Source organism: Xanthomonas translucens pv. cerealis (assembly GCF_006838285.1).
Classification (GTDB): Bacteria; Pseudomonadota; Gammaproteobacteria; order Xanthomonadales; family Xanthomonadaceae; genus Xanthomonas_A; species Xanthomonas_A cerealis.
Genome location: NZ_CP038228.1, coordinates 1,293,888 through 1,307,480, shown reverse-complemented (window position 1 = coordinate 1,307,480; position 13,593 = coordinate 1,293,888). Strand labels below are relative to the sequence as shown.

The window sequence follows — 13,593 nt, the reverse complement described above, 5'->3', positions numbered from 1 at the left end:
GGACCCCCGCCATGCCTAAGTTCTTCATCGAACACCCGGTCTTCGCCTGGGTGGTGGCGATCCTGATCTCGCTCAGCGGCGTGATCGCCATCCTCAACCTCGGCGTCGAATCCTATCCCTCGATCGCGCCACCGCAGGTCACCGTCACCGCGACCTACCCCGGTGCCAGCGCCGACACCACCGAACGCTCGGTCACCCAGGTGATCGAGCAGCAGCTGACCGGCATCGATCACCTGCTGTACTTCAACTCCTCGTCCTCCTCCAGCGGCACCGCCACCGTCACCCTGACCTTCGAGACCGGCACCAATGCCGACATCGCCCAGGTGCAGGTGCAGAACAAGGTGTCGCTGGCGACGCCGCGCCTGCCCTCGGAAGTGACCGCGCAGGGCGTGGTGGTGGCCAAGGCCAACGCCGGCTTCCTCAGCGTGATCGCGCTGCGTTCGGACAACCCGTCGATCGACCGCAGCGCGCTCAACGACATCGTCGGCTCGCGCGTGCTGGAGCAGATCTCGCGCGTGCCCGGCGTCGGCAGCACCCAGCAGTTCGGCGCCGAATACGCGATGGACATCTGGCTGAACCCGGAAAAGCTGCAGGGTTATCACCTGTCCCCAAGCCAGGTGTACAACGCGATCAGCGCGCAGAACGTGCAGTTCGCCGCCGGCTCGATCGGCTCCGATCCGGCCCCGTCGGGGCAGTCGTTCACCGCCACGGTCACCGCCGAAGGCCGCTTCAGCTCGCCCGAGCAGTTCGAGAACATCATCCTGCGCGCGGACGGCAACGGCAGCGTGGTGCGGCTGAAGGACGTGGCGCGGGTTGCGTTCGGCCCGACCAGCTTCGGCTTCGACACCCAGTACAACGGCAAGCCGACCGGCGCGTTCGCGATCCAGCTGCTGCCCGGCGCCAATGCGCTGAACGTGTCCGAGGCGGTCAAGGCCAAGATGGACGAGCTGCAGCCGAGCTTCCCGCAGGGCGTGAGCTGGTTTACCCCGTACGAAAGCACCACCTTCGTGCGGATCTCGATCGAGGAAGTGGTCAAGACCCTGGCCGAGGCGATCGTGCTGGTGTTCCTGGTGATGCTGGTGTTCCTGCAGAACTTCCGCGCCACCATCATCCCCACCCTGGTGATCCCGGTGGCGCTGCTGGGTACCTTCCTGGGCATGTGGGTGATCGGCTTCACCATCAACCAGCTGACCCTGTTCGCGATGGTGCTGGCGATCGGCATCGTGGTCGACGACGCGATCGTGGTGATCGAGAACGTCGAACGCATCATGTCCGAAGAACACCTGGCGCCGAAGGCGGCCACGCAGAAGGCGATGACCCAGATCACCGGCGCGGTGGTGGCGATCACCGTGGTGCTGGCGGCGGTGTTCACCCCCTCGGCGATGCAGCCCGGCGCAGCCGGCGCGATCTACAAGCAGTTCGCGATCACCATCGCCATGGCGATGGGGTTCTCGGCGTTCCTGGCGCTGAGCTTCACCCCGGCGCTGTGCGCGGCGTTCCTGAAGGCCACCCACAACGAGAACCCGAACTGGGTGTACCGCACCTTCAACAAGTACTACGACAAGCTGGCGCACCGCTACGTCGGCGCGGTCGGCAGCACCATCGGCCGCGCGCCGCGCTGGATGGCGGTGTTCGCGCTGCTGGTGGTGCTGTGCGGCTTCCTGTTCACGCGCATGCCCGGCAGCTTCCTGCCCGAGGAAGACCAGGGCTTCGCGCTGGCGATCGTGCAGCTGCCACCGGGCGCGACCAAGGCCCGCACCAACGACGTGTTCACGCAGATGCGCGGCGTGCTCGCCAATCAACCGGCCGTGGAAGGCATGCTGCAGGTGGCCGGCTTCAGTTTCCTGGGCCGCGGCGAGAACGTTGGCATGGGCTTCATCCGGCTCAAGCCGTGGGCCGACCGCGACGTCACCGCCACCGACCTGATCGGGCAGTTGAACGGGATGTTTTACGGCATCAAGGGCGCGCAGATCTTCGTGGTCAACCTGCCCACGGTGAACGGTCTGGGCCAGTTCGGCGGCTTCGACATGTGGCTGCAGGACCGCACCGGCGCTGGCGAGGAGGCGCTGATGCAGGCGCGCAACATCCTGCTCGGCAAGGCCGCCGCGCGCCAGGATGCGCTGGCCGGGGTCCGCCCCAACGGCCTGGAGAACGCGCCGCAGCTGCAGCTGAGCGTGGACCGGGTGCAGGCGCAGTCGATGGGCCTGTCGGTCAGCGACATCTACCAGTCGATCCAGATGATGCTGGCGCCGGTGTACGTCAACGACTTCTTCTATGAAGGCCGGATCAAGCGCGTCAACATGCAGGCCGACGCGCCGTTCCGCACCGGTCCGGAGTCGCTGCGCAACTTCTACGTGCCCAGCAGCAGCGCCACCGACAGCGACGGCCTGCCGCAGATGATCCCGTTGAGCACGGTGGTGAAGTCGAACTGGATCTACAGCTCGCCGTCGCTGAGCCGCTACAACGGCTATTCGGCGGTCAACGTGGTCGGCAATCCGGCCCCGGGCGGCAGTTCCGGCCAGGCGATGAGCGCGATGGAGGAGATCGTCAACAACGACCTGCCGCCGGGCTTCGGCTTCGACTGGAGCGGCATGTCGTACCAGGAGATCATCGCCGGCAACAGCGCCACGCTGCTGCTGGTGCTGTCGATCGTGGTGGTGTTCCTGTGCCTGGCGGCGCTGTACGAGAGCTGGTCGATCCCGGTGTCGGTGCTGCTGGTGGTGCCGATCGGCGTGCTCGGCGCGATCACCTTCTCGCTGCTGCGCGGCCTGCCGAACGACATCTACTTCAAGATCGGCATGATCACGGTGATCGGCCTGGCGGCAAAGAATGCGATCCTGATCGTGGAGTTCGCGGTGGAGCAGCGTGCGGCAGGCAAGACCCTGCGCGAAGCGGCCACCGAGGCGGCGCACCTGCGCTTCCGCCCGATTCTGATGACCTCGTTCGCGTTCATCCTCGGCGTACTGCCGATGGCGATCTCCAGCGGTGCCGGCGCCAACGCGCGCCACTCGATCGGCACCGGCGTGATCGGCGGCATGGTGTTCGCCACCCTGCTCGGCGTGCTGTTCATCCCGCTGTTCTTCGTAGTGGTGCGGCGCATGCTCGGCGACAAACTGGACGAACCGTCGAAGGAATACGTGGCGATCCAGCAGGAAGGGCAGAACCGGAAACAGCCGGATAGGTGAGGCTTTCGGAACCAAGGACCGGGGACCCGGGGACCCGGGGGTCAAAGGCTACCGGGTTGCCACCAACCTCCACACCGGCAGAAGCAAAAAAAGCGGCCTTTCGGCCGCTTTTTTTTGCGTTTGCCTCACGCTTTTCCGGGTCCCGGGTCCCGGGTCCCGGGTCCCCGGTCCCGGCTCCATCACCGCAACCCAGTCTCATTCCGCGCAATCACCAACCGCTGGATCTCCGAAGTGCCTTCATAGATCTCGGTGATCTTGGCGTCGCGGAAGTAGCGCTCCAGCGGCATTTCCTTGGAATAGCCCATGCCGCCGTGGATCTGCACCGCCTGGTGGGTGATCCACATCGCCGCTTCGGAGGCGGTCAGCTTGGCCACCGCGGCCTCGGTGGTGAAGCGCTGGCCCTGCCCCTTCACCCATGCCGCGCGCAGCGTAAGCAGCAGCGACGCGTCGAGCTTGCACTTCATGTCGGCGATCTTGGCCTGGGTCATTTGGAACGCGCCGATCGGCGAGCCGAACGCCTTGCGCTCCTTCACGTAGTCCAGGGTGGCCTGATAGGCGGCGCGGGCGATGCCGATGGCCTGCGAGGCGATGCCGATGCGGCCGGCGTCGAGCACGCTCATCGCGATCTTGAAGCCCTCGCCCGGCACGCCCAGCACCTCGTCCGGGCTCGCCACGTAATCCTGGAACTCGATCTCGCAAGTGGCCGAAGCGCGGATGCCGAGCTTGGGCTCGGTCTTGCCGCGGTGGAAACCCGGCTTGTCGGTGTCGACCACGAACGCGGTGATACCGCGCGAACCCTGCTCCGGATCGGTGACCGCGAACAGCACGATGTACTTGGCGACCGGGCCGGAGGTGATCCAGCTCTTCTTGCCGTTGATGACGAAGCTGCCGTCGTCCTGGCGCACCGCCCGGCACCGCATCGCGGTGGCGTCGGAGCCGGACTGCGGCTCGGTCAGCGCGAACGCGCCGATGTGGCTGCCGTCGGCGATCGCGCGCACGTACTTCTGCTTCTGCGCCTCGTCGCCGTTGTTCAGGATGCCGGCGCAGAACAGCGAGTTGTTGACCGACATGATGGTGGAATGGGCGGCGTCGCCGGCGGCGATCTCGACCATCGCCAGCACGTAGGCGATCGGGTCCATGCCGGCACCGCCGTATTGCTCCGGCACCTCGATGCCCATCAACCCGTTCTCGCCGAGCAGGCGGATGTTCTCCAGCGGGAACTCACCGGTGCGGTCATGATGCTCGGCGCTCGGGGCGATCCGTTCCTGGGCGATGCGTCGCGCCACGTCCTGGATCATCAATTGCTCTTCAGTAAAGCTGAAATCCACGTAGAACCCCTCCCGGGCTGTCTGGTGCGCCATTGTAGCCACCCAGACCATACGCTGGCGTGTGCACGACTTGACCCGATCCACCCGCAGGACCAGAATATCTCTATATCGCGATAGGAAGATATTATGGATCTGGAGGACTGGTCGACCCGGCTGAAGGTGTTCGCCGATGCGACCCGGGTGCGCCTGCTGGCCTTGCTGGAGCAGGAAGAGCTAACCGTGGCCGAGCTGTCGGCGATCACCCGCCTGGCGCAACCGCGCGTGTCCACCCACCTGGCCAAGCTGAAGGAAGCCGGGCTGGTGCGCGACCGCCGCGCCGGCGTGTCGGCCTACTACCGCTTCGACGAGGCGCAACTGGACCCGGCGCAGCGTGCGCTGTGGCTGGCGCTGAGCACCGGCAGCGACGATCCGCTGCTGCGCCAGGACGCCGAACGCGTGGCCGCGGTGCTGGCCAACCGCGCCGCCGACCAGAACTGGGCCGATTCGGTGGCCGGCGACATGGAACGCCACTACTCGCCCGGGCGCACCTGGGAAGCGCTGGCGCGCACCGCGCTGCCGCTGCTGGAGACCGGCGACGTGCTCGACATCGCCTCCGGCGACGGCGTGCTGGCCGAACTGGTGGCCCCGCATGCGCGCCGCTACGTGTGCATCGACACCAGCGCACGGGTGGTGGCCGCGGCCAGCGAACGCCTGCGCCGGCTGGGCAACGTGGAAGTGCGCGAAGGCGACATGCACGCGCTGCCGTTCGCCGACGCCAGCTTCGACCTGGTGGTGATGATGCACGCGCTGACCTACGCGGCCAAGCCGGCGCAGGCGGTGGCCGAATCGGCGCGGGTGCTGCGCGCCGGCGGGCGCCTGCTGCTGTGCAGCCTGGCCCGCCACGAACACAAGGCCGCGGTGCATGCCTACGGCCACGTCAACCTCGGCTTCGCCTCCAAGGAACTGCGCAAGTTCGTGCACAAAGCGGGGCTGGACGTGTCCAGCCTGGAAACCGTGACCCGCGAGAAGCGGCCGCCGCATTTCGAGGTGGTGTCGTTGATTGCGGTGAAGCCGGGACCGGGGATTGGGGACCCGGGACCCGGAAAGGCAAAAGCAGGAGCAACGGCATGAGCGCATCTTTCACTTCCCCGGTCCCCGGTCCCCGGTCCCCGGTCCCGGCACCTTGGCTACATCCCCAGCGCACGCAAAAACTCCTGCAGGCCCTAGCCGAACGCATCCTGATCATCGACGGGGCGATGGGCACCATGATCCAGCGCCATGATCTGCAGGAGGCCGACTACCGCGGCGAGCGCTTCGCCGCCGGCTACGACAGCGCGCACACCGGGCACGTGCACGGTCCCGGCTGCGACCACGCCGCGCCGCAGGGCCACGACCTGAAAGGCAACAACGACCTGTTGCTGCTGTCGCGGCCGGAGGTGATCGCGGGCATCCACCGCGCCTACCTCGACGCCGGCGCCGACCTGCTGGAAACCAACACGTTCAACGCCACCTCGATCAGCCAGGCCGACTACCACCTGGAACACCTGGTCTACGAATTGAACAAGGCCGGCGCGCGGGTCGCGCGCGACTGCTGCGACGCGGTAGAGGCGCTCACCCCGGACCAGCCGCGCTTCGTCATCGGCGTGCTCGGCCCGACCAGCCGCACCGCCTCGATCAGCCCCGACGTCAACGATCCCGGTTTCCGCAACACCAGCTTCGACGAACTGCGCGGCACTTACCGCGAAGCGGTCGAGGGCCTGATCGACGGCGGCGCCGACACGCTGATGGTGGAAACCATCTTCGACACGCTCAACGCCAAGGCGGCGCTGTACGCGATCGAGGAAGTGTTCGACGCGCGCGGCGGACGCCTGCCGGTGATGATCTCCGGCACCATCACTGACGCCTCCGGGCGCACCCTGTCCGGGCAGACCGCCGAAGCGTTCTACGCCTCGGTGGCGCACGGCCGGCCGCTGTCGGTGGGATTGAACTGCGCGCTCGGCGCCAGCGACCTGCGCCCGCACGTGGAGACACTGGCGCGGATCGCCGACAGCTACGTCAGCGCGCATCCCAACGCCGGCCTGCCCAACGCCTTCGGCGAGTACGACGAGACCCCGGAGGAAATGGCGGCGACGCTGAAGGAGTTCGCCGAATCCGGCCTGCTCAACCTGGTCGGCGGCTGCTGCGGCACCACCCCGGCGCACATCCAGGCGATCGCCGAGGCGATGCGCGGGCTGCGTCCGCGCACGCCGTTGGCGGCGCAGGCACAGGCGGCCTGAGATGCGCGCGCATCCGCTGCCGCTTCCTGCATGCGCGCGCGGCGCGGCGAGCGCCGCCCCCGCCGCTGGCGCACGTGCGCCCACCGCAACGACCCTGCAAGGCTGACCATGTCCGTGCGCATTACCCGTCTGTCCGGCCTGGAGCCGCTGCTGCTGACCCCGGACCTGCTGTTCGTCAACGTCGGCGAGCGCACCAACGTCACCGGCAGCGCGCAGTTCCGCAAGCTGGTCAAGGAAGAACGCTACGAGGAAGCGGTGGAGGTGGCGCGCCAGCAGGTCGCCAGCGGCGCACAGATCCTCGACGTCAACATGGACGAGGGCCTGATCGATTCGGAGAAGGCGATGACACGCTTTCTCAACCTGATCATGTCCGAGCCGGACATCGCGCGCATCCCGATCATGGTCGATTCCTCCAAGTGGAGCGTGATCGAGGCCGGGCTCAAGTGCCTGCAGGGCAAGAGCGTAGTCAACTCGATTTCGCTGAAGGAAGGCGAGGCGGTGTTCGTCGAGCACGCGCGCAAGGTGCTGCGCTACGGCGCCGCCGCGGTGGTGATGGCGTTCGACGAGCAGGGCCAGGCCGACACCTGCGCGCGCAAGGTCGAGATCTGCAGCCGCGCCTATCGGATCCTGACCGAGCAGGTCGGCTTCCCGCCGGAAGACATCATCTTCGACCCGAACATCTTCGCCGTGGCCACCGGCATCGAGGAGCACGACAACTACGCGGTAGACTTCATCGAGGCCACCCGCATCATCCGCAAGACGCTGCCGCACTGCCACGTGTCCGGCGGCGTGTCCAACGTGTCGTTCTCGTTCCGCGGCAACGAAACCGTACGCCAGGCGATCCACTCGGTGTTCCTGTACCACGCCATCGCCGCAGGCATGGACATGGGCATCGTCAACGCCGGCGGCATGCCGATCTACGACGACCTGGACCCGGACCTGCGCGAGCGCGTGGAGGACGTGATCCTCAACCGCCGCCGCGACGGCACCGAGCGCCTGCTGGAGATCGCAGAGCGCTACAAGGGCAAGAAGGGCCAGAGCAGCGTCGAGGACCTGAGCTGGCGCGAAAAGCCGGTACGCGCGCGGCTGGCGCACGCGCTGGTGCACGGCGTGGACGCCTATGTGGAATTGGACACCGAGGAAGCGCGGCAGCTGTCCACGCGCCCGCTGGATGTGATCGAAGGCCCGCTGATGGACGGCATGAACGTGGTCGGCGACCTGTTCGGCGCCGGCAAGATGTTTCTGCCGCAGGTGGTCAAGTCAGCGCGAGTGATGAAGAAGGCGGTGGCCTACCTGCTGCCGTATATCGAGGCGGAAAAGCTGCGCACCGGCGACACCGGCAAGTCCAACGGCAAGATCATCATGGCCACGGTCAAGGGCGACGTGCACGACATCGGCAAGAACATCGTCGGCGTGGTCCTGGCCTGCAACAATTTCGACGTGATCGACCTGGGGGTGATGGTGCCGACCCAGACCATCCTCGACCGCGCGCGTGCCGAGAACGCCGACATCGTCGGCCTGTCCGGGCTGATCACTCCATCGCTGGAGGAAATGAGCCACGTCGCCCGCGAGATGCAGCGGCAGGGCTTCTCGATACCGCTGCTGATCGGCGGCGCCACCACCTCGCGCGCGCACACTGCACTGAAGATCGATCCGCACTACGCCGCGCCGACGGTGTGGGTGAAAGACGCCTCGCGCGCGGTCGGCGTGGCGCAGTCGCTGATCTCCAAGGAGCTGCGCGCCGCGTTCGTGGCCGCCAACGACGCCGACTACGCCGAGATCCGCCAGCGTCACAAGAACCGTGGCGACGCCAAGCGCCTGGTATCGCTGGAAAAGGCGCGCGCGCAACGCTTCGACGGCGGCTGGGACGCCTATACGCCGCCGGTGCCGAAACAGCCAGGCCTGCACGTGTTCGACGACTATCCGCTGCCCGAGCTGATCGAACTGATCGACTGGACCCCGTTCTTCCAAGCCTGGGAACTGGCCGGCAAGTTCCCGGCGATCCTCAGCGACGCGGTGGTCGGCCAGCAGGCCAGCGACCTGTACCGCGACGCACGCGCGATGCTCAAGCGCATCGTCGCCGAGAAATGGCTGACTGCCAAGGCGGTGTTCGGGCTGTGGCCGGCGCAGGCGGTGGGGGATGATGTGGAGGTTTGGCTGGATCGGGACCGGGGACCGGGGACCGGGGACCCGGAACAGCCGGCAGCTGCATTGCCATCGGAAAAGGCCCCTGCTTTTTTCGGGTCCCCGGTCCCCGGTCCCCGGTCCCGGCATCTCCTGCACTTCCTGCGCCAACAAGTCGACAAACCCGTCGAGCGCCCCGATTTCTGCCTGACCGATTTCATCGCGCCCAAGCACAGCGGCAAGCAGGACTGGATCGGGGCGTTCGCGGTCACCGCCGGCATCGGCATCGAGCCGCACGTGGCGCGCTTCGAGGCGGCGCACGACGATTACAACGCGATCCTGCTCAAGGCCCTGGCCGATCGCCTGGCCGAGGCCTTGGCCGAGCGCCTGCATCAGCGCGTGCGCCGCGAATTCTGGGGCTATGCGGACAATGAGGTGTTGGACAACGAGGCGCTGATCGCCGAGAAGTACCGCGGCATCCGCCCTGCCCCCGGCTATCCTGCCTGCCCCGAACACAGCGAGAAGAAGACCCTGTTCGCGCTGCTAGACGCCGAACGCAACGCAGGCATGTCACTGACCGAAAGCTTCGCGATGCTGCCGACCGCGGCGGTATCCGGCTATTACTTCAGCCATCCGCAGAGTCAGTATTTCGTGGTCGGCCGGCTGGGCAAGGAACAGGTCGCCGACTACGCGCGGCGCAAGGGCGTGCCGCTGCTGCAGGCCGAGCGCTGGCTGGCCTCGAACCTGGACTACGATCCGGAGTGAGGGGCGGCGGTTCCTTCTCCCACCGGGAGAAGGTGGCGCGCAGCAGCGGATGAGGATACGGGCGTAGCCTCATGCACCCAAACTCCGCGACACGCTTCGCGCTGGACCCTCACCCCAACCCCTCTCCCGGCGGGAGAGGGGCTAACAGCAGCTCAGCGCAACAGCACCGACACGCCCAGCCCGCCCTGCCAATCCGAGGTCGGCGCGGACAGCCCGCGCAGCACCGACAGGTCCAGTTGCACACGCTGCGCGATCAACCAGGTCAGTCCTGTCCCGAGCGCGCGCATCTCGTCCTCGCCGCCGCCGATGCCGGCTTCGGCATAGGCGCTGAGGTTGCCCTGCGCGTAGAACGTATAGCTCGGCGACACGGTCCAGCCATGACCGTCATCGCTGTCGCTGAGGTTGGCGTACAACGCGACATTGCGCCCGCCGTCCAGATCCCAGCCGGCACTGACACCGAGGTCGTAGCGATGCCCGTCGTCGCCGTACGGCGCACGCCCCACCGGTAACGCGGCGGTACCGAGCAGCGCCCAGGAAAAGCTGTCGCGCGCGCTCGGCAGCGCCCATTTCAGGCCGACGCTGGCATCGCCGCCGCCGTGCCCGCGGAAATCCTCGCCGGTGCCGCGCACGCGCTGCCAGACCTGGCTGTCGAGGGCCAATTGCAGCTCCGCCCGCGCGCTCAGGCCGATCCGCAAGCGGCTGTCGGCCACGTACTCGGTGCTGCGCACGCCGCTGCTGCGGTCGTAGCTCACGTCCGACAGCGCCTGCTCCAAGGCGACGCTACCGGCCGGCAGGGTTTGCGAGGCGAAGCCGATGCCGGGACGATCGAAGGCCGGCGCGTCATCGGCGCGGGCGGCTCCGACCGCGCCCAGGCCGCCAAGCACAACCAGCGCGTACCCCGCGCGCCGGATGCGAACGTTCGCTCGCTGCGGGCCAACAGGAATGGCTATGATCATCGTCCGACTCCAAAAAATGGGCAACGCCGTGGCTCACTGCGTCGCCCCCGATTGTGACTGCAGCGCCTTGAAATGTGCGGTGAAGCTCGGCAACAACAGCCGATTGCCGTAGCCACTGAGGTGATCGGCATCGAAGAACAGCGGATGCCCGTCGCGCATGCCGGCGCAACGCTGCGGCTCGCACAGCACTGGCAACGGATCCCAGACCGAGGCATGCGGCAGCCGCGCGGCGATCCGCTGCAGGCTCTGCAGTACCGGCGCGCGGTAGCGCTCCATCGTGTCGCGCGGGATCTGCGTGGCGCGCGCGCAGATCGCGTTGCCGCGGTTGAACCAGTCCGAACAGCGATACGGCGGCGCGCGCAACAGCGGCTTGGGCGCTTCGAACACGATGCGCACGCCGCGCTGCGCCAGCGGTTGCAGCAGCGCCACCGCTGCGTCCTCGCCAGCTGCGCGTACCGCCTGCGCCTGCGCGCTATCCTGCTCGGACATCACCGCCGCCTCGTCGAACAACTGGGTCTGCTCGGCCAGACGCAGCAGCCGCAGCGCGGGCAGGAACAGCACGTCGCCGGCGCGCGCCTGCGCCTGCACGTCGGCCATGGTGCTGCGCTCGTACGCCTGACATCCAGCATGCGTCGCCTGCCAGGCCTGCAGGCCGACGATCGGACACCCGCCGACGCCGTACAGCCGTACCGCCACCCCGCTCTGTAGCGCGAAGCGGCGCAGCAGTTCGTTGTAGGCCAGCGCATGCGAATCGCCGGCGACGAACAGCTGCCCGCCATCGCGGTTATGCAAGTCGCAGTCGCCGCGCTCGACCAGCTTGGCGCTGCCGACATGCAGCTCCGCCCGTCCGGTCTTCAGCGTGCAATGCGGGAACTCCTTGCGCATGCCCTTGGCATACGCGTACCAGTCCAGCGGATGCCGGCTCACCGTGCTCAGCGAGTAGTAGCGCTGCGTGTCCAGCAGCAGCGCATGCATGCCGGCGGCGAGCAGGATCAGGCCCAGCCCGGTGGCGATGGTTCGCGCCGGGGTGCGCATCCTGCCGATGCGGCCGCTGCGCCACGGCAGTTCCACCCAGCGGTACGACGCGATCGCCAGCGCCGCCACCAGCAGCAGCGCCAGCGCTTTGGCCAGCGCCGATTCCAGGCCCACGGTCCAGCGGAACAGCACGAAGACCGGCCAATGCCAAAGGTATAGCGAATAGGACACGCGGCCGATCGCCACCACCGCGCGCTGCGACAGCGCCCGCTTGATCAAGCCGGCGGGCGCGCCGTGCAGCAGGGCCAGCAGGCCCAGCGTGCCGAGCACCGGCCACAGGCCATCGGGCCACGGCGAGTACCCGGGGCGTGCACGCCACAATCCGTAACCGACCGCCCCCAGCGCCAATGCCAGCAGCGGCGAACGCCAGTTCCAGGCGGCACACGGCGCTGGTGCAGCGCCGGCATCGAAACGCCCGCTCCGCGCCAGCGCCTGGTACAGCAGCACGCCGCTGCCCAGTTGCCAGAAGCGCGCGGTGGTCAGGTAGAACGCATCGCCGGCCTCGCCGCCGCCGCGGCTGCGCAGCAGCGCATACGCCAGCGAGCCGGCCGAGGCCAGTGCCACCAGCAGCAGCGACCACACGCGGCCGCGGCCGCCACGGTTCCAGGCCAGGAACAGCAGCGGGAACAGCAGGTAGAACTGTTCCTCCACGCACAGCGACCAGGTGTGCGTATACGGATTGAACTCGGCCTTCGGCGAGAAATAATCGTTGCCTGTCGCAGCCAGCACCCAGTTGCTGAGGCCGACGAAGGCCATGCGCCCGGTCTTGGCGCTGGTCTCGCTCAACCAGGAGTCGGGAATGAACAGGCCGCTGGCCAGCGCGGTGACCAGCAGGCAGGCCAGCAGCGCCGGCGCGATGCGGCGCATGCGCCGCGCGTAGAACTGCGCGAACACGCCGCAGCTGCCGGCCGCCGGCAAGCGCTGCAGCGAGGCGCTGACCACGAAACCGGAAATCACGAAGAACACATCGACGCCGGTGAACCCGCCCGGCAGCCAGGCCGGATCCAGGTGGTAGGCAATGACCGCCAGCACCGCGAACGCACGCAGTCCGTCGATATACGGCAGATAGCCGCCCGCTGCGTACGCGGGCGATGGCCGATGCAGGCGCTCGGTGCCTGCGCTCCCCATCCCTGGGAACGCCATGCTTACCAGACCAGATCGTCGGGGATCTGGTACTTCGGATCGGCGTAGGGATCTTCTTCGGCCGTGGCGTTCGGATCCACCCGCAGCGCCACCGACGCTGGGAAGATCGCCTCGGCCTGATCCAGCAGCGCCGCCGTCACCAGCAGGTAGCGGCCGTTCTGCTGCAGCACGCCCAGCTCGCCGGCATTGAGCGCCTTGAGCTGCTCGGCGGTGACGTAGATGCGCTTGATCTTGCCGCCATAGGGAAAATGGCGGGCGATGTCGGCCTCGGCGTGGTTCAGCGCCTGGTCCTTGAGCAGGTCGTCGAGCTTGGCCCGCGCCTCGCGGCGCAGCCGTGCCTGTTCCTGCTTGAGCCGCTCGGCCTCGATGCGCTCGTCCTTCTCGCGCTGCGCACGGATCGCATAGGCCTTGGCCAGATCGATGTCCTCGCGCGAGCGCGGCGGCCGTGCCGATTGCGGCCGCGCCGGTTGCTGGCCAGGCGCGCCCTGCGGACGGCTTGGCCCCTGCGACCTGCCCGCAGCCTGCGGACGGCCACGGCCGTCGCCTGCCGCATGCGGGCGAGCGGCGCCGTCGCCACGCGCACGGCCGGCGCCGTCATGCGCGCGTCCGCCACCGGGTTTGCCAGCGGCGTGCGGGCGTTCGCCACGCGCGCCTGACGGCTTGTGGCCATGCCCCTGATGCTGGCCGTGCCGCCCACGCGACGGCTGCGCGGGCGTGGCGTTGCGCTCTGGGCGTTCGGGTTTCGGCACAGGCTTGAAGCCCAGGCCCAGCAGCTGGTCGCGGAGGGTATCGCTCATCGTGG

Annotated in this window: 8 protein-coding genes; 4 read left to right on the top strand and 4 right to left on the bottom strand. The window is 67.9% G+C overall.

Annotated features, from left to right (window positions below; all coding sequences use genetic code 11):
* The first annotated feature begins 11 nt into the window (after positions 1–11).
* Positions 12–3,185: a multidrug efflux RND transporter permease subunit gene (locus E4A48_RS05800; protein WP_142742034.1), complete on the top strand. Its 3,174-nt coding sequence runs from the start codon at positions 12–14 to the stop codon at positions 3,183–3,185.
* 179 nt (positions 3,186–3,364) lie between these two features.
* Here the strand turns inward: E4A48_RS05800 and E4A48_RS05795 are convergent, their stop codons facing one another.
* Positions 3,365–4,546 (bottom strand): acyl-CoA dehydrogenase family protein, encoded by a 1,182-nt coding sequence (locus E4A48_RS05795; protein WP_176717193.1) that lies wholly within the window; start codon positions 4,544–4,546, stop codon positions 3,365–3,367.
* A gap of 93 nt (positions 4,547–4,639) precedes the next feature.
* On the opposite strand from E4A48_RS05795, the gene E4A48_RS05790 reads away from it, so the two are divergent.
* The 3 genes from E4A48_RS05790 (at position 4,640) to metH (ending at position 9,657) form a co-directional block, all read left to right on the top strand.
* Positions 4,640–5,623 (top strand): ArsR/SmtB family transcription factor, encoded by a 984-nt coding sequence (locus E4A48_RS05790; RefSeq protein ID WP_039009636.1) that lies wholly within the window; start codon positions 4,640–4,642, stop codon positions 5,621–5,623.
* Positions 5,620–6,768 carry a homocysteine S-methyltransferase family protein gene (locus tag E4A48_RS05785; RefSeq protein WP_142742033.1) on the top strand — a complete coding sequence of 383 codons (1,149 nt, stop codon included), beginning with the start codon at positions 5,620–5,622 and terminating at the stop codon, positions 6,766–6,768. The genes E4A48_RS05790 and E4A48_RS05785 overlap by 4 nt, the downstream gene beginning before the upstream one ends.
* A gap of 108 nt (positions 6,769–6,876) precedes the next feature.
* On the top strand, positions 6,877–9,657 hold the full coding sequence (gene metH, locus E4A48_RS05780; RefSeq protein WP_039010089.1) for a methionine synthase: 2,781 nt from the start codon (positions 6,877–6,879) through the stop codon (positions 9,655–9,657).
* A 152-nt stretch (positions 9,658–9,809) separates the two neighbouring features.
* Here the strand turns inward: metH and E4A48_RS05775 are convergent, their stop codons facing one another.
* The 3 genes from E4A48_RS05775 to E4A48_RS05765 are packed head-to-tail and all read right to left on the bottom strand — an operon-like array spanning position 9,810 to position 13,588.
* Positions 9,810–10,613: a transporter gene (locus E4A48_RS05775; RefSeq protein ID WP_039009632.1), complete on the bottom strand. Its 804-nt coding sequence runs from the start codon at positions 10,611–10,613 to the stop codon at positions 9,810–9,812.
* Between the two features lie 33 nt (positions 10,614–10,646).
* Positions 10,647–12,791: an acyltransferase family protein gene (locus E4A48_RS05770; RefSeq protein ID WP_409976362.1), complete on the bottom strand. Its 2,145-nt coding sequence runs from the start codon at positions 12,789–12,791 to the stop codon at positions 10,647–10,649.
* 2 nt (positions 12,792–12,793) lie between these two features.
* Positions 12,794–13,588 (bottom strand): DUF2058 domain-containing protein, encoded by a 795-nt coding sequence (locus E4A48_RS05765; RefSeq protein ID WP_142742032.1) that lies wholly within the window; start codon positions 13,586–13,588, stop codon positions 12,794–12,796.
* Positions 13,589–13,593: the final 5 nt, after the last annotated feature.

Excerpts from the sequence above, each read along its gene's own strand:
- E4A48_RS05775 (WP_039009632.1), bottom strand. The coding sequence starts at position 10,613 with ATGATCATAGCCATTCCTGTTGGCCCGCAGCGAGCGAACGTTCGCATC.
- E4A48_RS05800 (WP_142742034.1), top strand. The coding sequence starts at position 12 with ATGCCTAAGTTCTTCATCGAACACCCGGTCTTCGCCTGGGTGGTGGCG.
- metH (WP_039010089.1), top strand. The coding sequence starts at position 6,877 with ATGTCCGTGCGCATTACCCGTCTGTCCGGCCTGGAGCCGCTGCTGCTG.
- E4A48_RS05785 (WP_142742033.1), top strand. The coding sequence starts at position 5,620 with ATGAGCGCATCTTTCACTTCCCCGGTCCCCGGTCCCCGGTCCCCGGTC.
- E4A48_RS05795 (WP_176717193.1), bottom strand. The coding sequence starts at position 4,546 with ATGGCGCACCAGACAGCCCGGGAGGGGTTCTACGTGGATTTCAGCTTT.
- E4A48_RS05770 (WP_409976362.1), bottom strand. The coding sequence starts at position 12,791 with ATGGCGTTCCCAGGGATGGGGAGCGCAGGCACCGAGCGCCTGCATCGG.
- E4A48_RS05765 (WP_142742032.1), bottom strand. The coding sequence starts at position 13,588 with ATGAGCGATACCCTCCGCGACCAGCTGCTGGGCCTGGGCTTCAAGCCT.
- E4A48_RS05790 (WP_039009636.1), top strand. The coding sequence starts at position 4,640 with ATGGATCTGGAGGACTGGTCGACCCGGCTGAAGGTGTTCGCCGATGCG.